This is a genomic window from Clostridium sp. MCC353, assembly GCF_018785315.1.
Taxonomy (GTDB): Bacteria; Bacillota; Clostridia; order Lachnospirales; family Lachnospiraceae; genus CHH4-2.
Map to the genome: position 1 here is coordinate 1 of NZ_WQPN01000128.1, position 20,426 is coordinate 20,426.

Sequence of the window (20,426 nt, forward strand, 5' to 3'; positions counted from 1 at the left end):
ATTTCAACCCACAGCCCTCACGCGAAGGCCGACAGCAAACATAGCCAATTCTCCCATAACAAATCGCCTACATTTCATATAAACTATACAATATACTCTCCTATATTACAATCTATTATCTAATTTCGACTTCATTTTTCTAAAAAATCACAAGAAAACAGGTGCGAATCCCCCGGGCTTTTCATGTGCACTTCATATTCGCACCTACAGTGATAATTTTAATTTTAATATACTTAATAGATGATATATAGAATTTTACTTTCCATTCAGATGTAATAAACCTTAGACCCTTCACTCCATCTGACCGTCAATTCCCACCGCTGTATGTATCATTGACCTACGCGATTCTCTCCGCATAAGGTATAGTAAAAAAGAGACTACGATATCAACTTTACAATCCCCCCATCAATTTCCAAATAGGTATCTAGGTATCTTTATTATGTCTTCTGCTCTCTAAAAAACATCTCTGCTAACTCTCTCCATACTGCAGACTGCCTCCCTATCTCTTACAGCTATTTTCACTGAAACGGCAGTTCTTCCTCAAACAGTGTCAGTTGATGAAATCCATCTTTCCGGTTTTTCTCATATTCCCCCCAAGTATATCCTTTAAGTACTGCAGACGGAAAATCATTGCGCAGTTCCCGAAATAACTTATTCATCCGTTTAGTCAGGGAAATACCATTATCTTTAAAAAAATTAGAAATCCAATCAGAGTATTCTTGTTCCGTCATTCCAATGGCAATGCATTGAAGCAACTGGTCCATCAATTCACTTACATTTTCAGGCTTCCACCTACAATCAAATAATAAATGACTAAACGCTTTTCCATAAATTGGAAATTCCGACTTCCACTCTCCTGATGCCAAGGCATTCTGCAACGAGTCCCCAACCGTATAATACCATTTTACAGGATATTTGTTCCTTTTATGTAAGATTTCCTCTGCTGTTGCATTACAGAAAGAAGTGATGTATGTCTTTCCATCACCCAGTTCCGCAATCTTCCAAAAGTTCCAGCGTCTAAGCCGTTCAATAGTTTCATCAAACTCCATTTAAGAACAAGTTGGAATCATTATATCATCACATGACACACCATAAAAAAGTTCTCGTTCTATCACTCCATAGATTCCAGCCAGTGACAGCAGTGTATTTTCAAACGCACACCGCTTCTGCAAGTTAGCGTGAATACCATATTCTTTCCAGTTCTCTTTTCCGCACCTTACCTTCAGGTTTAAATGTTCTTCCGTCTCGTCTACATCAACCAGTCCAGCTTCTTCCAACCTACGTAATAAAATGATTTCTTCATCTCCAGTCAAGGGTAAATCCTTTTCAACCAGTCTGATCCACATCCGGTGAAGCAGGGCCGGTATCGCCAGCAGCCTTTCAACAACCACATCATCCGATTCATCAACAACTGTGATTACCAAAGCATCCGGTTCATCATAATCATTCTCATCATCAGTATCATCAATATCAGCATCATAAATATCGGTATCATCATAATCAGAATGTTCATCGTCATCAAAATGTTCGTCGTCATCATCGTAACATTCATCCTCTTCCCAGTCCGGATATTGCCACAAATCCCCTTTGCTCTTGATTGTTGAAACAGGTGTTTCCTTTTCAGTCTCTCTAATTCCGGTTACCGTGATATAAAACATCCATTCATCACCAAAATCATATAAATAAAGGTATTTATTTCTTACAACCAGCTTTTCATCCCTCAGGCGAACCTTATCCGCCGAAATATTTCTGTCTGACATCGGATGATAGTAACCCTTCGGATCATATGGCTTTCTGCTCTTGCTGAACATATACAGATGAGAGTGATCAAATTTAAACGCATTTAATATTGCGTCGCTTAAATCCGCAAATGTCCGATTGCCGTCTATCTCTATGACACGATATACCTGATTATTATATACTGGTGCAACTTTTAATTGATAGTATAAATATGGCATGACATTTTATCCTCTTTTCTCAGATTTATATAAATAATTCTGCTCCCATAGTTGAAATCTCCTACCACAAACATTTGTTTGTATTTATTATAATCCGCCACCCATATAAAGTCTATCTGTTCCAAGAGTTTCTTGTTCAAACTTCCTTTCTTTTTCAATATCATCTGGCGCAATAAAGCAAATCATATTCAATTTATATCTTGTTTTTCTTTAGTTAGTTAATTATATAATTGTTTAACGCCTCGTCTATACCGCAAACAAATCACAGCAAAAAGGAAGGCATATACGGGCAACCTCCCAACGCCTTCCTTTTTACTAAATCCTCCCCCATCCTCAATGCTCGATCATATTCTCCACAAATATCCCATACCCCCTGGTCGAATCCTGTATAAACACATGGGTCACCGCCCCAATCAGTTTCCCATTCTGTATAATCGGGCTTCCGCTCATCCCCTGCACAATCCCCCCAGTCAGGTTCAACAATTCCTCATCCACAACCTTAATCACCATTCCCTTGGTCTTATGGTTGTTGGAATAATCCACTTTCTGTATTTCAATTTCATAATCCTTTAACTCCCCTGAAACCGCGCTTCTGATAAACGCCTGTCCCTTCACCACATCCTGGCGGTAGCCGATCTCCATGGGTTCGCCCTGGATCTGCTTTTCAAGCCTTTCATTAGCAATACCAAAAATGCCCTCGTCCGTATTGCTTTCAATGGTGCCCAATGTGGATCCCGGCCCATAATAGATCACTCCGGACATGACGCCCGGCTTGCCTATGGTGCCCTTTTCGATTCCCATGATTTCCGTATCATACAGCGTGCCATTGGTAATCTCCACCACGGATGAGGTGTCCATATCGCTGATTCCGTGGCCCAGCGCGCCAAAATTTCCATTTAAATCCAAATATGTCATCGTGCCGATTCCCTGGGTGTCGCTTCTGACCCAGACGCCCAGTTTGTAGTCGCCTTCCGAAGTGGCGATTGGGCTCATCTTCACTTCTATGGGCTGGCCGTCCCTTCTCACCTGAAGGACTGCTTCCGAATTTCCAATCTTATTGACCGCCTCCACCAGCTCTTCCTTATCCTTTAATGGCTGGCCGTTAATCGATTCAATATAATCCCCGGATTTTAAAATTCCCATGGCCGGTTCCGTTTCCATTCCCTGGGTATCGGTCACCTTGCCGGTACCGATTACCATAATACCATCTGATTTTAAGTAAATTCCAATGGGCACGCCACAGGGAATTGCGTATCTGGTGTCCACCACGTCCACCTGAATCTCCTTGAGCTGAAGCCAGCCAAAGAGCTTAATCCCCAAACGGTAGCTGCCCTGGTTGTTGGAATAGAGGGAAAATGGTTCCTTTCCCTGGATGGTAATCTGATTCGATGGTATATCCGATCCGTTGTTCAGCACCACCTCTTCGCTTTCGCTGAAAAGAGTGGAACTGAGCGGCATCGTAAAATGAAACTGTTCTTCTTCTGAAACTACAATATTCAATTGATCGGGTATTACCCGCATTACATAGTAATATGAAAAAGCTGATAATAGCAGAAGGATCAGACCGCCAAGAGCGATCAGATATCTGCACACGTTCCTCTTTCCCGTCATCCCCACATACCTCCTTTTAAGTTCCTAGTTAGTATGTGTCCGACTTTGGGAAATCAGTCTGTTATTTTTTAGATGTTATTTTTTTGTGGTGCCTGCCAGTATTTTCATCTCTTTCGCATTTTGATAGACCGTATCCGTAATCTGAGCGCCGCCCAGAAGACGGGCCAGTTCTTTCACCATCTCTTCTTCATCTAATGGGCGGATTGTGGTAACTGTCTTCTTATCCGCCACATGTTTCGCGATTTCAAAATGTGTGTCGGCCATGGCCGCGATCTGAGGTAAATGGGTGATGCAGATCACCTGGTGGGTTTTCGAGATATATGCTAATTTTTCCGAAACTTTTTGTGCTGTCCTTCCGCTGATTCCCGTATCGATTTCATCAAATATCAATGTGGGGATTTCGTCACTGTCAGCCAGAACGGTTTTCACCGCCAGCATAATACGGGAAAGCTCTCCGCCGGATGCCACTGCGCCTAAAGGTTTCGGCGCTTCGCCCGGATTGGTGGAAATCATAAACTCCGCCTCATCAAAACCGCCGGACGTATAATGGTCCAGACGTTTAAATGTCATAATAAATTCCACATCTATAAAATTGAGGTCAGCCAGACTCTCTTTGATTTTTTTCGTCAGCGCAACAGAAGCTTTCTTTCTGATTTCTGATAATTTTTGACTAAAACCCTCTAATTTATGCTCTGTTTCAGAAAGTTCCTTTTCCAATTGACGGCAGATCAGGTCATGGTTTTCCAGCTCATCCAGTTTTTTCTTTTTTTCTTCCATACAGGAAAGGATTTTCTCCACCGTGTCCCCGTATTTGGCCTGGAGATTGTGAATCAGGTCGAGACGCTTTTCGATGCGGAAAAATTCTTCCTCATCAAAATTCATATCGTCCATATAGTTCATGATGTCCCGGGCCACATCGCTTAAAATAGCGTCCACATCGTACAACTGGTTCCTGATACTGGAAAGCTTTTCATCATAATCAGCAATCTGGTTCACTTCTTTTAACGCATGGCCGATTCCATCCCCGCCCACCGCTTCATATGCGGCGGAAAGTCCGGCAGTGATCTTCTGGGCATTGTTAAATCTCCGGTACTCCTGGGTCAATTCCTCTTCTTCGCCTTCCTTCAGTCCGGCATTTTCAATTTCTTCGATCTCAAACCGTAAAAAATCCGCCTCCCTCAGCCGGCTCTCCTGATCCATGGACAGGGATTCCAGCCGTTCTTTGATCTGCATGTATTCATGATACAAATCTGCAATATTCTGTTTTACAGGTAGTGTCTGGGATTTGGCATATGCATCCAGAATTTCAAGATGCTTAGATTTGTATAATAGAGACTGATGTTCATGCTGGCCATGGATGTCGATCAGAAGGCTGGTAATTGACCGCAGTTTGGCCGCTGTCACCGTTTCATCGTTGATTTTGCTTACACTTCTGGAAGGCATGATCTTCTTAGAGATGATCACCATGCCGTCGCCGTCGGGAATCACATCCATTTCTTTCAGCATTTCTGTTTTTGCCGGTTCGGTGACAGAAAAAACAAGCTCAATATAGGCATAGTCCTCCCCTGTCCGGATGATGTCGCGGGGCACTTTTCCTCCCAACGCAATATTCACCGAACCGATGATGATGGATTTACCGGCGCCGGTTTCTCCGGTCAGAATGTTCAGTCCATCACCGAATTCAATATCCGCCCGTTCGATCAGGGCAAGATTTTTAACATGTAAGTCCAAGAGCATATCATCACTCCTTCTATTCTGCTATGAGTTTTTTAATTTTATCCATAACAAGGATGGTATCATCCACGCTGCGGACCGCGCACATGATGGTGTCGTCACCTGCAATACAGCCCACAATTTCATGAAAATGAATGGCATCCAAAGCCGCCGCCACAGCCATGGCCATGCCGGAAACCGTTTTAATCACCAATATGTTCTGGGCCATATCCATGGACAGAAAACCGTCTCTCAAAATACGGATGTATTTGTCGCTGGGAGTGCCCTGGTTCTGGAGCACCACATACCGCTGTTTCCCATTGCCGGCCTGGACTTTTGTCAGCTTCAGTTCCCTGATATCCCTGGAAACCGTAGCCTGGGTGACGTTAAATCCCCTTTGGTTTAAGTACTCAGCCAGTTCCTCCTGTGTCTCTATTTCATATTTTCCAATCAGTTCCACAATCATGCTGTGTCTTTCAACTTTCATGCCATTCCTCCATGCCAGAGCGTTTTTCACACGCTTCTCTCCCCGCCGCCTTACACTATGGCCATCTTATTTCTAAGGGTGTCCATGAATGAGACGTCTTTCAGTTTTATCAATGTGGTATCAATCTCTGCCTGCTGTATCTCGATATAATCTCCGGTCAATAAATCCGTGGCCGTATCGCCGTCAAATACCGCCACCTGCCCTCTGGCGTCCGATCCCTCAATCCTGATCTTTATGCAGTCATCGGCAGAGAGCACAATGCTTCTGGCATTCAGGCTGTGGGAGCAGATGGGGGTCACGATGATCATCCGCGAATCCGGGACCACAATCGGCCCTCCGGCAGATAAATTATAAGCGGTGGAACCGGTGGGCGTAGCGATGATCATACCATCGGCCGTATATTCGTTTAAAAATTCTTCATTGACATAGAGCCGGAACCTCAAAACCTTTAACAGGTCTTTTCTGGTGATTACGATCTCATTCAGGGCAATATCCTGATAAACTCTGGCTCCCTCATGGTAAGCCGCCCCTGTGAGCATCATCCGTTTTTCCAACTGGTAATTATCGTCGACCAGGCCGTCCAGCAGGCAGCCGATTTCCTCTTCCCTGCTGATCTGGGTCAGATATCCCAGCCGCCCCATATTGACGCCGACTAAAGGAAGGCTGCTTCCCGCCAGGTCCCTGGCCGCCTGGATCAGGGTGCCGTCGCCGCCAAAGGTTATCACACACTGGGTCTTTGGCGGCAGGGCGGCAAGGTTTGTATATTTGTAGCCTTTCCCGCTCATACCTGTTCCATTCTTCTGGATCACACAGGCCGCCCCCCGTTCCCGCAGATAAAGGCTGACCGCCTCTGCCGCCTCACAAGCGCTCTCCTTTTCAGGATTTACAATCAGGTAAAAATACTCCATCTCTCCCTCTCAATCTGCCGCTTCTACAAGGCGCTGTGCGCCTCTTCCACCACAGCTTTCGCATCTACAGGTATTGTATCATAAGTTCCGGACAAATGATTCTGCAGATATAGTAAGTACTCAATATTCCCCTCCGGCCCCTTAATCGGAGAGAATTCAAGCCCCAGTATTTCGAAACCGATTCCAACCGCAAAATTGATTACAGCCTCTATCACTTCCAGATGGGTGCTCTTTTCACGCACCACACCCTTTTTTCCAACTTTTTCCCTGCCCGCCTCAAACTGGGGTTTAATCAGGCAGACGATCTGTCCATCCTCTTTTAAAAGCTGTTTTACCGGCCCCAGCACTTTGGTAAGGGATATAAATGAAACGTCAATGGAGGAAAAATCGATCCGGTCCCCGATATCTTCCGGGGTCACATAACGGATATTGGTTTTTTCCATGCAGACCACCCGCTCATCATTTCTCAGTTTCCAGGCCAGCTGACCGTGTCCTACGTCAACCGCATACACTTTTACCGCCCCGTTCTGCAGCATGCAGTCCGTAAAGCCGCCAGTTGAAGAACCAACATCCATACAGATCCGGCCCTCCAAAGCCACCCCGAAATGGGTCATGGCTTTCTCCAGTTTCAGACCGCCCCGGCTGACGTATTTCAGAGTCGCTCCCCGGACTTCGATATTCACCGTATCTTCAAATGTGGTGCCCGCCTTGTCCTCTTTCTGGCCGTCCACATATACAATCCCCGCCATAATGACGGCTTTCGCCTTTTCTCTTGATTCTGCCAGATTTCTGCTCACCAGCAGCACATCCAGTCTCTCTTTCATAATTTCCTCGCATCCTGCCGCACAGGCGGCACTTTTGGACTCCCCATCCGGAGTAGATTTTAAAAATCTAGTCTTCTTCCAGAGTATCCAGATATTGTTCTTTTAACGTCCGCAGAACGGAATCGCTGTCGATCTCCAATCCTTCCCTCAGCAGCGACACATTGCCATGTTCCACATAGGCATCCGGCAATGCGATATTGAGCACTTTAATCCCCGGATACTTCCTGTGTATATAGGCTGTAATCTGCAGCCCATATCCGCCCTGAAGCACGTTTTCTTCCAATGTAACAACAACTTTATGATTTTGCGCCAGTTTGTCCACCAATTGTGCATCAAATGGCTTGATGAACCGGCCGTTAGCCAGCGAACAGTGATATCCCTGGGATTTCAGTTTCATTCTCACATGTTCAGCCGTACTCACCATGCTTCCCACGGCCAGCAGCGCGATTTCATCCTCTTCATAGAGCATCTCGCCCTTCCCGTATTCCACAGGGCTGTCAAATTCCTTCAGTCCCCGGTACGCTTCCCCTCTTGGATAGCGCACTGCAATGGGCCCGTTGTATCTGACTGCAAATTCCAGATCCTGTCTCAGTTCCCATAAATTCTTAGGAGCCAGCACGCTCATATTGGGTATGGAAGTCAAATAAGACAGATCAAAAATCCCCTGATGAGTCTCCCCGTCGCTGCCCACCAATCCGGCCCGGTCAACTGCAAATATCACCGGCAGATTCTGGATGCACACGTCATGGAGGATCTGGTCATAGGCCCTCTGTAAAAAGGAAGAATACACAGCTACCACAGGCCGCAGCCCCGCAGCCGCCATACCGGCCGCTGATGTGACCGCATGTTCCTCCGCAATTCCCACGTCAAAAAAGCGGTTGGGAAATAATTTGCCGAAACGCTTCAATCCCGTTCCATCCGGCATAGCCGCAGTAATTCCCACAATTCTGTGGTTTTTCTGGGCCAGTTCGCAGATTTCCTTAGAAAATACATCCGTATAGGACGGGTATTTTTTCTCATTTTTCGCTTTTCCCGTAGCGATGTCAAATGGTTCCACGCCGTGGAATCCGGATGGATTCCTTTCCGCCGGTTTATAGCCTTTTCCCTTTTTTGTCAGCACATGGACCAAAACGGCATGATTCAGTTTTTTAGCTTCCCGGAATGTCTTGGTCAGTTGTTTGATGTCGTGCCCGTCCACAGGGCCCAGATAGGTAATTCCCATATTTTCAAACAGCATTCCCGGAATCACAAGCTGCTTGATTCCATTTTTCGTCCGGCTGATCTTATCCACGATGCTGTAGCCCACAACAGGAATCTTCTCCAGAGTAGACGCCACAAATTTTTTCAGGTCATTATATCCCTCGCCGGTGCGCAGCCCGCCCAAATACCGGGACATGCCGCCCACATTTTCGGAAATGGACATGTTGTTGTCATTGAGCACAATGATAAAATTCCGTTCCATCCGTGCAGCGTTGTTCAGCGCTTCATAGGCCATCCCTCCGGTCAGCGCGCCGTCTCCGATCACGGAAATCACAGAATAATCCTCCCCTAAGAGATCCCTGCCCTGGGCGATGCCCAGCCCTGCGGAAATCGAAGTGGAGCTGTGTCCGGTATCAAAGCAGTCAAATGGGCTTTCTTTTCTCTTGGGGAAACCGCTAAGTCCCCCATATTTGCGCAGTTCATCAAAACTGTCTTTTCTGCCGCTGAGGATCTTATGGGTATAGGACTGGTGTCCCACATCCCAGATCACCTTATCTTTTGGCAGGTCAAATGCCAGGTACAGAGCCATCGTAAGCTCTACCACCCCCAGGTTTGAAGCCAAATGACCGCCTGTACAACTGATCTTCTCTATTAAGAACGTGCGGATTTCTTCCGCCAGTTGTTCCAGTTGTCCGCCGGTAAGCGTTTTAATGTCTTCCGGCTGTTTTATCATATCTAATATCATGCTGCATCCCTTATTTTTCTCTCGTCACCAGCATGAGGATTAAATCTTCCAAAAATTGGTTTTTACCAGGCAGGGCATGAAGATATTCCACGGCCTGCCCGGAGATCTTCTCCACATCGGCTTTCGCTTTTTCTATTCCTTCCAATGTTACATAGGTGGTTTTATTATTCTTCTCATCGCTGAGAACTGGCTTGCCAAGCACGCTTGGATCAGACGTCACATCCAGAATATCATCCTGAATCTGGAATGCCAGCCCCACGGCCGCGGCCATCTTCTCCACAGTCCTAAGCTGCTCTTCGTCAGCTCCGCCCAGACAAGCGCCGATCATCATGGCCGCCTCCAAAAGCGCCCCTGTCTTCAAACGGTAAATGAAATCCAGCTTATCCTTGGGCACCGGCTTACTGGTCAGCTCCACATCCACCGTCTGTCCGCCGATCATGCCGTAAATCCCTGTTTTCTGTGCCAGGATTCCAATACACCTTCCCACCTTTTCCGGATGGGCTGTCATTAAAAATGCCTTGGATGCCGTTTCGATGGCATAGATGAGCAGGGCATCCCCGGCCAGTACCGCCATATCGTAACCGTATTTCACCCATGTGGTGGGCAACCCGCGGCGCAGGGTGTCATTGTCCATGCAGGGGAGATCGTCATGGATTAAGGATGATGTGTGTATCATCTCAATCGCAGCCATAAACGGCTCAATCTCTTCTCCCGTCCCTCCGAATAACCGGTAAGTTTCCCGCATCAAAAGTGGACGCAGCCGTTTTCCTCCTGCATTGACGCTGTAATTCATCGCTTCAAAGATGGTTTTCTGATGGCCCTCTTCTTTTGGAAGATAACGGGCAATCGCTTCTTCCATTTCCTGAGTATAAACCTCTAACTGTTCTTTTGGATTCATATTATCTCTCTTGCTCTCCTTCAGCCAGGATCATGATCTGTTTTTCTACCTTATCTATTTGATCATTGCATGATTTTACCAGTTTCATACCGGCTTCGTAATATTTAAATGATTCTTCCAGTGTGGTCTCGCCGGCTTCCATCTTCCCTATGATCTCTTCAAGGGCTTCAAATGTCTGCTCTATATTCATCTCTTCCCCGGTTGTCTTTTCCTTTTCAGCCATGAAAATTCCTTTCTGTCTCAGATTTTCCTAATTCTTCTTTATGAATCCGCTGTTGTCCCTGGTATCCTCCACCCTGGCGGTTATCACGCCGTCGGACAGCCAGATCTCAACCGGATCGCCTGTTTTTACCTGTTTTACCGTCTCAATCCTCACCCCGTCACCGTCTGTAAGAAAACCAAATCCTCTGCTTATCTTATCGAGAGGAGATAATCCCTGAAGCCTGCTGCTCAAAAGGGCCAGGCGGTGCTTTTGGCTCATCAGGCTGCGGTCTAAAAGGGCTTTCATCTCATCTTCCATATCAGCCAGCCGCTGTCTCTTTTCATTCATCTGCCGTCCCGGGTGATAGAGTTTCAAACGCAGCCGGTACTGTTCCAGCCTGTATTTCTTCTGCTCCAGTTTTCTCGCAAGATTTCTCTCTAAAACCTGCTGGTAAGACTGCACCTTCATCTCAAACTGCCGGTAATCAAATACCGCCAGTTCAGCGGCTGCCGACGGAGTAGGCGCTCTTAAATCTGCCACATAATCCGCTATAGTCACATCGGTTTCATGCCCCACCGCGGATATGACCGGCGTCCCGCATTCAAATATAGCCCGGGCCACCGCCTCTTCGTTAAATGCCCACAGATCCTCGATGGAACCGCCGCCCCTTCCGGCGATGATCACATCCACTCCCATGGCATCCAGCGTTTTTATTCCCGTGACAATGCTCTGCTTGGCGCCTTCGCCCTGAACCAGGGCCGGATACAGGATGAGCTGCACATAGGGGTTCCTTCTGTGTGTGATATTGATAATATCCTGAATGGCCGCTCCCGTAGGCGCGGTCACAATTCCTACTCTTTTTGCATAGGCCGGAATCGGCTGTTTATATTCCGGCGCAAACATTCCCATCTCTTCCAGTTCGTCCCTCAGTTTACAGAACCGTTCATATAATCCTCCGGTTCCGTCCAAAGTCACCTGCTGGGCGTAAAGCTGGTATTTTCCGTCTCTTTCGTAAACGTCCACGGTTCCGCGGACCACAACCTGCTGCCCTTCCTCTAAGCGAAAAGTGAGACCTCTCCGCTGGCTGGCAAACATCACAGCCGACAAGGTCCCTGACTTATCTTTGAGTGTAAAATAAATATGCCCGGAGGTGTGATATTTGCAGTTGGAAATCTCACCTTTTACCGATATGCGGTTTAACATATAATCCTGGGCAAACATATTTTTAATGTATGAATTTACCTGTGAAACAGAATAAACATTCGCCATAGTCTCTATACCAGTTTTGCCAGAATTCCATTGACAAATGCAGGGGAATCGTCTCCTCCGAATTTCTTGGCCAATTCCACCGCTTCGTTAATGGCTACCTTTTCCGGCACATCTTCATCATATAATATTTCATACAGGGCCAGCCGGAGAATGGTCAGTTCCACCTTGCCCATACGTTTCGTAGTCCATCCTTCCGCCACCGCGTTAATCTTTGCGTCCAGCTCAGAAATCTTCCCTTCGATGTCCTCCACTTTTTTGCGGAGATAATCACTGTCGTGAAGGTCAAATGCCGCCTTATGAAGGATTTCACAGACTCCTTCCGGAGACACCTCGTCTTCCTCCGGTGATTCATAATATAATTCTATCTGTTCCGGCTTCTCTTCGGCCGGGTAAAAGTCAGCAGCGAACAACATCTTAAATCCATGTTCACGCAATTCTCTTCTGGTCATGTGACATCCTCCTGATTTGCTAATCTAATGCTTAATTATAGCGTAAATCCATTTTTTTCACAATAGCTAATCCGATAAAAAAGGCTGGCAGGCCGCCAATGGGCCACGTTTCACCACCGTCCTGCCGTTTTCGGGCGCCGGGTACTGGAAACCGGAACTTAACAAGAACAGCCAGCCGCAGCCGCAGCTAAAAACTGCAACTACAACTGGCTGAGCATTACTTCATGTAAAATATGGCGTTTCCGCCTGCTTATTTGTCGCCTTCGATATTCACTCCGGCAATTTTAATATTCACTTCCAGCACTACAAGGCCCGTCATGTTCTCAATGGCTGTTTTCACCTTATCCTGAACTTTTTCACATACCACCGGGATATTATATCCGTATTTCATATTCAGGGATAAATCTACGGTTACATGTTCCTCTGTCACATCGATCTTAACTCCCTTAGACAGGTTTTTCATGCCCAGCTTTCCAACCAGTTCATTGGTAATATTTCCGGCCATGGAATCCACACCTTCTACCTCGGTAGCGGCCAGGCCCGCGATAATGGCTACCACTTCGTCTGCGATCTGAACTTCTCCGATTTTATCTTTTTCATATACTTTATGAGTATTTCTCTCTTCTAAATCTGCCACGGCAATACCTCCTGTGTTTCATATTATACCCATTATAGCAAAGTTATGAGTTTTTGCATAGGGGAAGATGCGGAATTACAGACGCCACCAGACAAGACGTTCTGTTTTCAATATGTTTCTTTTACCTCTTCTGATTATTTTGCTATACGCCTTTTGCCAATGCATACAGCCCACAACTTTATTAATACTTATTTTTCCATAATTTGTATTTATACTTAACAAATGATGCAGAAACAATTATTAGGGATACGGGTACATAAACAGCCAGCGGATAATCTTCTTTCCCGAATACGGCTATCACAAATGCACCTGTTACAATCAGGATAACCGAACCAAGGGCTTTTCTGATTATCGAGTAAATATTATTATCAATAATAATGGGAATAAATATAAAAACCAGCAGTATTGCAGATAGTGAAAATAACGCTTCATTTGATATTCCCAGTATTATACAAACCAGCAATGCAGCGAGGGACATTATAATACCTTTCTTTATTTCATCTCTTAACTTTTTATCTTTTGTATTATTTTCCATAACTTCCCCCATTCCGAAAAAGGGCCAGGCTTAAAGCTGGCTGGCGTTCTCTTGTTTAGTTGGAGCTTCACTTTTGTTATTATAATAATTATATCATACAAATTTAAAATTAACTTTATTTTTTCGCATTGAACCTCAAATTAAACCTCAGAGCATTTTTTATACAGAGCGTTACACAGAGCGTGAAGGCATTTTCAAAAATGCCTTCACGCTCTGTGTAAAAAAAACATTTACAACAGGCAATCCACAGCCGGTAGAACACGGAACGAGCAGCAGACAGCCGGCGGAGGCGGTTTCCATCCGCTCTTGTCCCACGCCCGCAGCGCCAAGCCCGCATTTTAAGGTCCACGGAGCGGCACAGCAGCCGGGAGGGAGCCGGCGGTTGAGGCTGGGACACCGGGAGGCTGGAACGCAGTTTGTGGTTTCAGCGATTTGTGCAGGCCGTCGGCATCTCTTGGGCTGAAAGTAAGGGAAAGGAAGGGGAAATCGCTGACCTCAAAGTCAGCGATTTAGAGAAACTGAATCGAAAATTTCTTCAGAAATTCTTAGATGAATGTTCTCGGTACCCTTTCTTTCCCTTACTTTCAGCCCTAGAGATGCCCCGGCCTAAACCATGAGCTGAAACCGCAAACTGTGTTCCGGCCTCCCGGTGTCCCAGCCTCAACCGCCGGCTCCTTCCCGGCTGCTGTGCCGCTCCGTGGACCTTAAAATGCGGGCTTGGCGCTGCGGGCCTGGGACAAGAGCGGATGGAAACCGCCCCCACCGGCTGTCCGCCGCTCGTTCCGTGTTCTGCCGGCGTTACTCCCGCCAGGAACTAAAATGAATTCTTTACTCCTCCAAATTAAGCAGTGTAATCACAATATTATCCGCCGTAACTTCCGTCTTCCTCTTCACGATATCCTCGATCTGTGCCCGCTGCTGGTCCGTAATGCTGACCGCATTGATCACCACGTCCACTTTTCCGGAAGTAACGCTGACTACAGGATCAGAAAATCCTTTTGCCATGAGCAGGGTTTCTGCTGCGTTCTCTTTCTCTGAAACTTCTGTGAGTTTTAACATATCCTGGATTGCCTGCTGCTTTGCGGCTTCTTCGATGTTGGTGTTGTTGATGATTCCAAGAAGGGTCTCTTTGTTTTTCGCACGGATCTGCTCACGGCTTAACTGCACATTGGCTATGTAGTCGGTCACGCTCATACCGCTGGTGAGAACCGCTTCTCCCGGATTTTCCAGTCCGGTTTCCGTTCCCTGGGACGCATCGGCCAGGCTCTCTCCTGTGGCCTGGGAATCGGCGCTGCCGTCTGTCTGAGCTACGCTTTCCGCCTCTTCCAGATCCACATCCCAACTGGGGATTTCCTGGAGATTATCATTGTTTTTCGAAAGCATTGCCTGGTTCTCAGCCAGGATGTCTTCATCTGAAATTTCCATCATGCCGGCTTCATAAACAGGATCTGCTGATGCCACCTCTTTTTTGCCTGCATAATTTAAGTACCCGGCTGCCGCAATCATAACGGCAAGTGTCGTAATGATGATCTGGTTTCTTCGGAAAAGTTTCTTCATGTTCACATTCTTCGGACTTTTAATATGTTTCATTTCTTACACTCCTTTTTATTCCACCCGCTTTAATACTTTATTTTATGATGGAATATCTTGAATATGCCTGTTCTGGGAAATTTGCTTCTTACTATATGTATTTTAAAAGTCTAGGGTGTGTTTGAAAATTGCTTTTTGGCATCTGTGCGTCACGGTTTGTGGGAGATTTGTCCCGAATGAGGGAGACATAGCGGGCTGCATTGACCGAATCCGGGACAAATTTTCTGTTTTTATTATTTATTTTACCAAGCAACTATGATATCATTTTCTTACAAGGAACCGCTCATATAGCTTCTGACAATGAAACTATAAAAATGCCATCTTATATTTAAAAACGATAAAACCGGCAAAACTATCCTTGAGAATATAGGATAAAATCAGAAAGGAAAAGCCTAATATGCCATTCCCCCAATCACGTACTCATACATCCGAAGACTACTGGAATCTGCCGGAAGGCAAACGGGCCGAGTTGATCGAGGGCGGGCTCTACGCCATGGCTCCGCCAGACTTCATACATCAAAGATTAGCCGCCCAATTAACAAAATTAATTGGAAATTATATCGACGCCCACAACGGAGACTGTGTAATTATTCCCGCTCCATTTGCTGTCAATTTAGATGCCAGTGACAAGAATTGGGTGGAACCGGATATCTCCGTCATCTGTGACAAACAGAAACTGACTGCCCACGGCTGCTTAGGAGCCCCGGACTGGATTGTAGAGATTGTCTCACCCAGCAGCCGTAAGATGGACTACAACCGAAAAAATGCACTCTACTCCGAAGCGGGTGTCCGTGAATACTGGATTATTGATCCAGCAAAAGAAAAAGTTACTGTATATTTCTATCAGGAAGATGCAGATCCTGTAATTTATACTTTTAACCAAGTAATATACTCAGGCATTTATCGTGATTTATCCATCATTGTTTCTGAATTACTTAAATAGACGTCAAAATCTCCCGTTCTGCTATCTAAAACTATCATAAGCTAAAGGGGCGGGTGGTCACTCCGCCCGCTTTAAAACCTTCACCTTATGCGGCGGTACGTCAAACAATGCCTCCATCGCCGCAGAAATTTCTGCTTTTATCGTTGGGCTGCCTCCTCCCTGGGCGCTGATCACAATTCCTGCGATTTCCGGCTTCAATTCTTTTTCCAGCACCGGGGCATTGGCGCTTCCCTGGCCGGTCAGCACTGTGCTCTGGCTCTCTTCCTTTTCATCCGTTTTTCTGGTTCCTCCGCTGCTGTCCGATTCCTCCACCAAAGAAGATGAAATGCTTTTGTCCACTCTGTACACCTTCTCTTCCGACGATTTCAGCACAATCATCACGTCCACCTCCCCCACCCCGTCCACATTGCGCAGCACCTTTTTCACCCGTTTTTCCAGGTCTTCTTCATATTTTACATTGGAACTGCGCCCGGATGCCGCCTCAGTGGGCATCTGGGGCATATCTGCTTTTTTGTTATTACCCGTGGGAAAGGAAAGGATCAGGAAGATCATTCCGACCGCCAGCAAAATCAGCCACCGTTCCTTACCGTTCTTCAAGTTGAATTTCCACATAGGTTCCCTCCAATCCATAATATTCTTCAATCCGTTTCCTCAGTGTGTTCAGCGATGTATTTTCTTTCACCACCTGGTCACGGTTTCCGATCTCAACCTTTTCCACTGGTTCCACCACCGTTTCCTGGGGCCCGGTTTCAGTGGAAACAGTCATGCTGATCCGGGTTACCTGTCCGAAATTTTCCTTTTCCTGATCTCCTTCAATAGTAACGCTGGTGGACACCGGATAGAATCCTTCCATCTGGGCCATTTGTTCCAAATCCCCGGCCACCGCTTCCTGATATTGTTCAATCACCTTGGCAAGGCGCATCGTTTCCATGCCGATCAGATCGTTTTTTAATTCCTCCGCTTCATTTTGAAAACTGATGGATTCAAAATAACGGCTGATTTTATCCTCCAGGCGCAGGCTTCCTGTCAGCGGTTTCACCACCAGAAGGATCAGCACCATACCGGCAAACAGCCGGATGTATTTTTCATATTTTTTATTGGGAAGCAGGTTTACTGCCACTGTAATAAAAATGAGATAACAGGTAATATTTTTTACCCAGCCGTAAAGCTCTTCCATGAACACACCACCGCAATCGTTATAATGAACAATAAGGCCGAGGAAAGCACGATATTTAAAAGCATTTTATGGCCCTGGCCGGTCTTGGATATACAGGATACAATGCGCTTGTCGCAGATTGGCTGCAGAATGGCCGCCACTCCCTGGTACAAAAACATCATGACCACCAGTTTTAATACGGGAACTATCATCATGATCAGGAGCACCACCACACCAGCCGCTCCTATGCTGTTTTTTATGAGGACGCCGGAGCCCATGACGATCTGGGTAATGGCCCCCGCCCCCTGGCCTAAGCCTGGGATAATGCCGATCAGCTTCTGGACGGTAGCGCTTTTCATGGAATCCACATAGGGAAGAACCATGCCCTGGATCATATGGAATCCCAAAACCACCCCGACCAGGGTTTTAAGGCTCCAATCAATGACACTTTTAATCAGATCCGTCAGTTTTGATAAAATATCCTCTTTCGTCACATGACCTGCCAGCACAAGCAGGATATAAACCCGTACAAATGGAACCATCACGTCCATCAAAAGCCACTGTGCCATGGTGATGGCCCACAGGGTGAACTCATAAACTGCCACTGACGACACGCTTCCCCCGGCAAATGCAGCCGCCAGAAAAAAAGACGGCATCAATACCTGCATGAACTGGAGCACCTGGGACACCGCCTGTCCCGCTATCTGAATGCTGGAAAAAAAGCTGGCGGCCAGGCAGGTGAACAAGAGCAGGTAAGTGACGAAAAAACCGGTTTCCGATATCTGGCTGCTGGTGAAAATACCGGAGAAATTGGAAAATACAGCGCCTATAATTCCTAAGGCGATCACCTGTCCCATCAAAAGCGTGCTGCTATTCAGTTCTTTGAACAGATAATCTTTGACGGCCGTTCCCATTTTTCCCATAACCGTTTTCAGATTTCCCGACATCAGGTCGCCGGCCAATTCGGAAAATGACAGGTTCCATCCCGTCTGGCCGCTCTGGGCATTGATAAATTTCTGGATTTCTTCGATGTTGAAGTCTTCCAGCCCGGCTCCGATTCCCGTGACCACGCTTCCCGGATCCGTTTCCGTTCCATAAGAAGTGAAGGCCATGGCTGCCAGGAAAAAAAGCAGAAAAAAGGGAACCAGAAACAGTTTCTGCCGCCTCATGCTAAAAATACCTGCAGAGTTTCCAGGAGTGCCAGGAGAATTGGCATGCTGACCGCCAATATGGTCAGTTTCCCGAAGATTTCCACCTGGGTTCCTATGGCGCCATACCCCGCGTCTTTGCAGATACCGGAAGAAAATTCCGCAATATAGGTAATTCCAATCATTTTCATCAGCGTGGACAGATACACGCCGTTGATTTTTATAAATCCCTGAATCCGCTCCATGGTCTCCAGTATGGTGGACAGTTTTTGGAGGCCGTAGAAAAAGATGAAAATACCGGCGGTTATCACCAGATACGTCCCATACTCCCCCTTGATCCCCTTGAGCTGCACCGCCAGCAGTACAGCCGCGATTCCTACAATTGCAATCGTTACAACAGACACAAGTTTCACCACCTTTTAAACAGCCGGTTACAGCGCAAACAGATTTTTAATTGTTTCAAACAATTCATAAATATAAGGCACCATCCAGAATAAGACCAGAATCAGCCCGGCCAGGCTTGTCAGAAACGCCTGTTCCTCTCTTCCGCTGTGTTTGAGCACCTGGCAGATGACCGACACCAGGATTCCCACAGCCGCTATCTTGAATATTAAATTAACACCCATCCCGATCTCCTCTTAACACATCACTATAGTAAGAAAAAGCCCTCCCATAATACCCAGACTGGTATAGAGACGACTTTTTTCTCTTTGGTGTTCTCTCAGATACGCGATTGTAAGGTCAAGCTGTTCCAAATACAGCAAAATGGTCCGCTCCTGCATTTCGCAGTCCAGATATCCCAGATGTTCTCCAAAGGAGATCAGGCTCTGCCTGTCCTCTTCTGAAAGAAGGATACCGGAATCCATTCCGCTTATTTCCTCTTTCCACATGGTAAAAAAAGGTTCCCCGCACTGGTTCCTGATCCGTTTGGAAACAGCGGTGAACAGGGTTCCCAGCACGCCGCCGGTCTTATTTCCGACCCGTTCAAAGGCCTCTTCCAGAGGGGCGTTGGCATAGAGGATTTCTCCCTTTAACAAAAATATCATTTTGCGGAGCTGTTCTAACAGTTCCAGCCGCTTCTTCCACTGGCTGGCTATGGAGATTCCCAGGCCGCTGGAAGCTGCTATCACACAGGCGCCGCCGATCATTTTTATGAGCATGCGTATTTACTCCCTTTCAAATAAAGCTGAGTGCCTCTGTTGTCATAGATCTGGTCAATATTCCCGATCCGGCCCTTGCTGTTGAGAATGATATAGCGTTCAAAAATCCGTTCCTGAACCAGCTTTCTGAGCACAGGTTTCTGTTTTATATCTTCAATGGAACTTCCGTGAACCGTGGCTATCAGCTTGCATCCGCAGTTCATCACATATTCCATGGCCTCCAGGTCTTCCCTGCTGCCGATCTCATCCACCGCAATGACCCGGGGCGACATGGTTCTGATTAACATCATCATGCCTTTGGCTTTGGGACAGCAGTCCAGAATATCCGTCCTGATCCCCAGATCGTTCTGGGGAACTCCCTGATAGCAGGCCCCGATTTCAGACCGTTCGTCGATCACTCCCACGGTAATGCCTTCATGTTCGTCATTTCCATTGGAAATCTGGCGGATCATATCCCGCAGAAGGGTGGTCTTGCCGCACCTTGGCGGGGAAATGATCAAAGTGTGAAGGATTTCTCCCTGTTCATAGAGATAAGGAAGCACCTCCGTCGCACACCCTTTGATCTGATGGGACATTCTCACATTGATAAAGGATATGAACTTCATGGTGCGGATTCCGCAGTCGTCCACAATGGTCTTACCCGCGATCCCGATCCGGTGGCCGCCCTGGATGGTGATAAAGCCCTGTTTCATCTCCTCCTCAAAGGCGTACAGGGAATAGTTGCTCATATACTCCATGGTCTCTCTCAGTTCATTTTTTGTGACTATGTAAGCTTCATTAATATAATTGCCAAGCCGCCCCTCCCGGCTGATGTAGTATTCCCGGTTGTTGTAAACCATTAAAAGAGGGGCATGTACCCTCAAACGGATTTCCTGAACCTGCTCAAAATCTACCGGGACTTTCCTGAGAATTTCTCTGATGTTTTTAGAAAAGATCTTAATCAGCTCGTCTTTCTTTTCCATTCTTTCCCCTCCTCTTACCTCAATATATGAA

Annotated in this window: 25 protein-coding genes; 2 read left to right on the forward strand and 23 right to left on the reverse strand. The window is 46.5% G+C overall.

Annotated elements, in window-relative coordinates:
- Positions 1 to 518: 518 nt before the first annotated feature.
- The 16 genes from GPL15_RS27615 to GPL15_RS28160 form a co-directional block, all read right to left on the reverse strand.
- Positions 519 to 1,049 carry a hypothetical protein gene (locus GPL15_RS27615; protein WP_252198537.1) on the reverse strand — a complete coding sequence of 177 codons (531 nt, stop codon included), beginning with the start codon at positions 1,047 to 1,049 and terminating at the stop codon, positions 519 to 521.
- Positions 1,050 to 1,958 carry a plasmid pRiA4b ORF-3 family protein gene (locus tag GPL15_RS27620; protein WP_252198538.1) on the reverse strand — a complete coding sequence of 303 codons (909 nt, stop codon included), beginning with the start codon at positions 1,956 to 1,958 and terminating at the stop codon, positions 1,050 to 1,052.
- A 333-nt stretch (positions 1,959 to 2,291) separates the two neighbouring features.
- Entirely contained in the window at positions 2,292 to 3,569 is a 1,278-nt protein-coding gene (gene spoIVB, locus GPL15_RS20730) for a SpoIVB peptidase (RefSeq protein WP_215700577.1), read from the reverse strand.
- Between the two features lie 75 nt (positions 3,570 to 3,644).
- Positions 3,645 to 5,306: a DNA repair protein RecN gene (gene recN, locus GPL15_RS20735; RefSeq protein ID WP_215700578.1), complete on the reverse strand. Its 1,662-nt coding sequence runs from the start codon at positions 5,304 to 5,306 to the stop codon at positions 3,645 to 3,647.
- A 13-nt stretch (positions 5,307 to 5,319) separates the two neighbouring features.
- Positions 5,320 to 5,769: an arginine repressor gene (gene argR / locus GPL15_RS20740; RefSeq protein WP_215700579.1), complete on the reverse strand. Its 450-nt coding sequence runs from the start codon at positions 5,767 to 5,769 to the stop codon at positions 5,320 to 5,322.
- A 50-nt stretch (positions 5,770 to 5,819) separates the two neighbouring features.
- Positions 5,820 to 6,677 carry an NAD(+)/NADH kinase gene (locus GPL15_RS20745; protein ID WP_215700580.1) on the reverse strand — a complete coding sequence of 286 codons (858 nt, stop codon included), beginning with the start codon at positions 6,675 to 6,677 and terminating at the stop codon, positions 5,820 to 5,822.
- Between the two features lie 23 nt (positions 6,678 to 6,700).
- A complete protein-coding gene (locus GPL15_RS20750; RefSeq protein ID WP_215700581.1) occupies positions 6,701 to 7,501 on the reverse strand; it encodes a TlyA family RNA methyltransferase in 801 nt (266 codons plus the stop codon).
- A gap of 67 nt (positions 7,502 to 7,568) precedes the next feature.
- A complete protein-coding gene (dxs, locus tag GPL15_RS20755) occupies positions 7,569 to 9,446 on the reverse strand; it encodes a 1-deoxy-D-xylulose-5-phosphate synthase (RefSeq protein WP_215700582.1) in 1,878 nt (625 codons plus the stop codon).
- 10 nt (positions 9,447 to 9,456) lie between these two features.
- Entirely contained in the window at positions 9,457 to 10,344 is an 888-nt protein-coding gene (locus GPL15_RS20760) for a polyprenyl synthetase family protein (protein WP_215700583.1), read from the reverse strand.
- A 1-nt stretch (position 10,345) separates the two neighbouring features.
- Positions 10,346 to 10,567: an exodeoxyribonuclease VII small subunit gene (xseB, locus tag GPL15_RS20765; RefSeq protein WP_215700584.1), complete on the reverse strand. Its 222-nt coding sequence runs from the start codon at positions 10,565 to 10,567 to the stop codon at positions 10,346 to 10,348.
- Between the two features lie 27 nt (positions 10,568 to 10,594).
- Positions 10,595 to 11,815, reverse strand: a complete 1,221-nt coding sequence (gene xseA, locus GPL15_RS20770) for an exodeoxyribonuclease VII large subunit (RefSeq protein ID WP_215700585.1) — start codon at positions 11,813 to 11,815, stop codon at positions 10,595 to 10,597.
- 5 nt (positions 11,816 to 11,820) lie between these two features.
- Complete coding sequence (gene nusB, locus GPL15_RS20775; RefSeq protein ID WP_215700586.1) at positions 11,821 to 12,264, reverse strand: transcription antitermination factor NusB; 444 nt, start codon at positions 12,262 to 12,264, stop codon at positions 11,821 to 11,823.
- 250 nt (positions 12,265 to 12,514) lie between these two features.
- Entirely contained in the window at positions 12,515 to 12,901 is a 387-nt protein-coding gene (locus GPL15_RS20780; RefSeq protein WP_215700587.1) for an Asp23/Gls24 family envelope stress response protein, read from the reverse strand.
- A gap of 181 nt (positions 12,902 to 13,082) precedes the next feature.
- A complete protein-coding gene (locus GPL15_RS20785; protein ID WP_215700588.1) occupies positions 13,083 to 13,436 on the reverse strand; it encodes a hypothetical protein in 354 nt (117 codons plus the stop codon).
- Between the two features lie 828 nt (positions 13,437 to 14,264).
- Positions 14,265 to 15,026 (reverse strand): SpoIIIAH-like family protein, encoded by a 762-nt coding sequence (locus GPL15_RS20790; RefSeq protein WP_215700589.1) that lies wholly within the window; start codon positions 15,024 to 15,026, stop codon positions 14,265 to 14,267.
- Positions 15,027 to 15,117: 91 nt separating this feature from the next.
- Positions 15,118 to 15,204, reverse strand: a complete 87-nt coding sequence (locus GPL15_RS28160; protein ID WP_346345015.1) for a DUF6783 domain-containing protein — start codon at positions 15,202 to 15,204, stop codon at positions 15,118 to 15,120.
- On the opposite strand from GPL15_RS28160, the gene GPL15_RS28165 reads away from it, so the two are divergent.
- Positions 15,169 to 15,285, forward strand: a complete 117-nt coding sequence (locus GPL15_RS28165) for a DUF6783 domain-containing protein (RefSeq protein ID WP_346345016.1) — start codon at positions 15,169 to 15,171, stop codon at positions 15,283 to 15,285. The genes GPL15_RS28160 and GPL15_RS28165 overlap by 36 nt on opposite strands.
- Positions 15,286 to 15,423: 138 nt before the next feature.
- Positions 15,424 to 15,969 carry a Uma2 family endonuclease gene (locus GPL15_RS20795; RefSeq protein ID WP_215700590.1) on the forward strand — a complete coding sequence of 182 codons (546 nt, stop codon included), beginning with the start codon at positions 15,424 to 15,426 and terminating at the stop codon, positions 15,967 to 15,969.
- A 57-nt stretch (positions 15,970 to 16,026) separates the two neighbouring features.
- Here the strand turns inward: GPL15_RS20795 and GPL15_RS20800 are convergent, their stop codons facing one another.
- The 7 genes from GPL15_RS20800 to spoIIIAA are packed head-to-tail and all read right to left on the reverse strand — an operon-like array spanning position 16,027 to position 20,395.
- Positions 16,027 to 16,581: a stage III sporulation protein AG gene (locus tag GPL15_RS20800; RefSeq protein ID WP_346345013.1), complete on the reverse strand. Its 555-nt coding sequence runs from the start codon at positions 16,579 to 16,581 to the stop codon at positions 16,027 to 16,029.
- Positions 16,553 to 17,146 (reverse strand): stage III sporulation protein AF, encoded by a 594-nt coding sequence (locus GPL15_RS20805; RefSeq protein WP_215700592.1) that lies wholly within the window; start codon positions 17,144 to 17,146, stop codon positions 16,553 to 16,555. Before GPL15_RS20805 ends, GPL15_RS20800 begins: the two co-directional genes overlap by 29 nt.
- On the reverse strand, positions 17,122 to 18,294 hold the full coding sequence (locus tag GPL15_RS20810) for a stage III sporulation protein AE (RefSeq protein WP_215700593.1): 1,173 nt from the start codon (positions 18,292 to 18,294) through the stop codon (positions 17,122 to 17,124). The genes GPL15_RS20805 and GPL15_RS20810 overlap by 25 nt, the downstream gene beginning before the upstream one ends.
- Positions 18,291 to 18,677 (reverse strand): stage III sporulation protein AD, encoded by a 387-nt coding sequence (spoIIIAD, locus tag GPL15_RS20815; protein WP_215700594.1) that lies wholly within the window; start codon positions 18,675 to 18,677, stop codon positions 18,291 to 18,293. The genes GPL15_RS20810 and spoIIIAD overlap by 4 nt, the downstream gene beginning before the upstream one ends.
- Positions 18,678 to 18,704: 27 nt before the next feature.
- Positions 18,705 to 18,899 (reverse strand): stage III sporulation protein AC, encoded by a 195-nt coding sequence (spoIIIAC, locus tag GPL15_RS20820; protein WP_103228610.1) that lies wholly within the window; start codon positions 18,897 to 18,899, stop codon positions 18,705 to 18,707.
- 12 nt (positions 18,900 to 18,911) lie between these two features.
- Complete coding sequence (locus GPL15_RS20825) at positions 18,912 to 19,433, reverse strand: stage III sporulation protein AB (RefSeq protein WP_215700595.1); 522 nt, start codon at positions 19,431 to 19,433, stop codon at positions 18,912 to 18,914.
- Positions 19,424 to 20,395, reverse strand: a complete 972-nt coding sequence (spoIIIAA, locus tag GPL15_RS20830) for a stage III sporulation protein AA (protein WP_215700596.1) — start codon at positions 20,393 to 20,395, stop codon at positions 19,424 to 19,426. Before spoIIIAA ends, GPL15_RS20825 begins: the two co-directional genes overlap by 10 nt.
- Positions 20,396 to 20,426: the final 31 nt, after the last annotated feature.

Bases quoted from the DNA above. Each gene is read 5' to 3' on its own strand.
- GPL15_RS27615 (WP_252198537.1), bottom strand. From the start codon at position 1,049: ATGGAGTTTGATGAAACTATTGAACGGCTTAGACGCTGGAACTTTTGG.
- GPL15_RS27620 (WP_252198538.1), bottom strand. From the start codon at position 1,958: ATGCCATATTTATACTATCAATTAAAAGTTGCACCAGTATATAATAAT.
- spoIVB (WP_215700577.1), bottom strand. From the start codon at position 3,569: ATGACGGGAAAGAGGAACGTGTGCAGATATCTGATCGCTCTTGGCGGT.
- recN (WP_215700578.1), bottom strand. From the start codon at position 5,306: ATGCTCTTGGACTTACATGTTAAAAATCTTGCCCTGATCGAACGGGCG.
- argR (WP_215700579.1), bottom strand. From the start codon at position 5,769: ATGAAAGTTGAAAGACACAGCATGATTGTGGAACTGATTGGAAAATAT.
- GPL15_RS20745 (WP_215700580.1), bottom strand. From the start codon at position 6,677: ATGGAGTATTTTTACCTGATTGTAAATCCTGAAAAGGAGAGCGCTTGT.
- GPL15_RS20750 (WP_215700581.1), bottom strand. From the start codon at position 7,501: ATGAAAGAGAGACTGGATGTGCTGCTGGTGAGCAGAAATCTGGCAGAA.
- dxs (WP_215700582.1), bottom strand. From the start codon at position 9,446: ATGATATTAGATATGATAAAACAGCCGGAAGACATTAAAACGCTTACC.
- GPL15_RS20760 (WP_215700583.1), bottom strand. From the start codon at position 10,344: ATGAATCCAAAAGAACAGTTAGAGGTTTATACTCAGGAAATGGAAGAA.
- xseB (WP_215700584.1), bottom strand. From the start codon at position 10,567: ATGGCTGAAAAGGAAAAGACAACCGGGGAAGAGATGAATATAGAGCAG.
- xseA (WP_215700585.1), bottom strand. From the start codon at position 11,815: ATGGCGAATGTTTATTCTGTTTCACAGGTAAATTCATACATTAAAAAT.
- nusB (WP_215700586.1), bottom strand. From the start codon at position 12,264: ATGACCAGAAGAGAATTGCGTGAACATGGATTTAAGATGTTGTTCGCT.
- GPL15_RS20785 (WP_215700588.1), bottom strand. From the start codon at position 13,436: ATGGAAAATAATACAAAAGATAAAAAGTTAAGAGATGAAATAAAGAAA.
- GPL15_RS20790 (WP_215700589.1), bottom strand. From the start codon at position 15,026: ATGAAACATATTAAAAGTCCGAAGAATGTGAACATGAAGAAACTTTTC.
- GPL15_RS20795 (WP_215700590.1), top strand. From the start codon at position 15,424: ATGCCATTCCCCCAATCACGTACTCATACATCCGAAGACTACTGGAAT.
- GPL15_RS20800 (WP_346345013.1), bottom strand. From the start codon at position 16,581: ATGTGGAAATTCAACTTGAAGAACGGTAAGGAACGGTGGCTGATTTTG.
- GPL15_RS20805 (WP_215700592.1), bottom strand. From the start codon at position 17,146: ATGGAAGAGCTTTACGGCTGGGTAAAAAATATTACCTGTTATCTCATT.
- GPL15_RS20810 (WP_215700593.1), bottom strand. From the start codon at position 18,294: ATGAGGCGGCAGAAACTGTTTCTGGTTCCCTTTTTTCTGCTTTTTTTC.
- spoIIIAC (WP_103228610.1), bottom strand. From the start codon at position 18,899: ATGGGTGTTAATTTAATATTCAAGATAGCGGCTGTGGGAATCCTGGTG.
- GPL15_RS20825 (WP_215700595.1), bottom strand. From the start codon at position 19,433: ATGCTCATAAAAATGATCGGCGGCGCCTGTGTGATAGCAGCTTCCAGC.
- spoIIIAA (WP_215700596.1), bottom strand. From the start codon at position 20,395: ATGGAAAAGAAAGACGAGCTGATTAAGATCTTTTCTAAAAACATCAGA.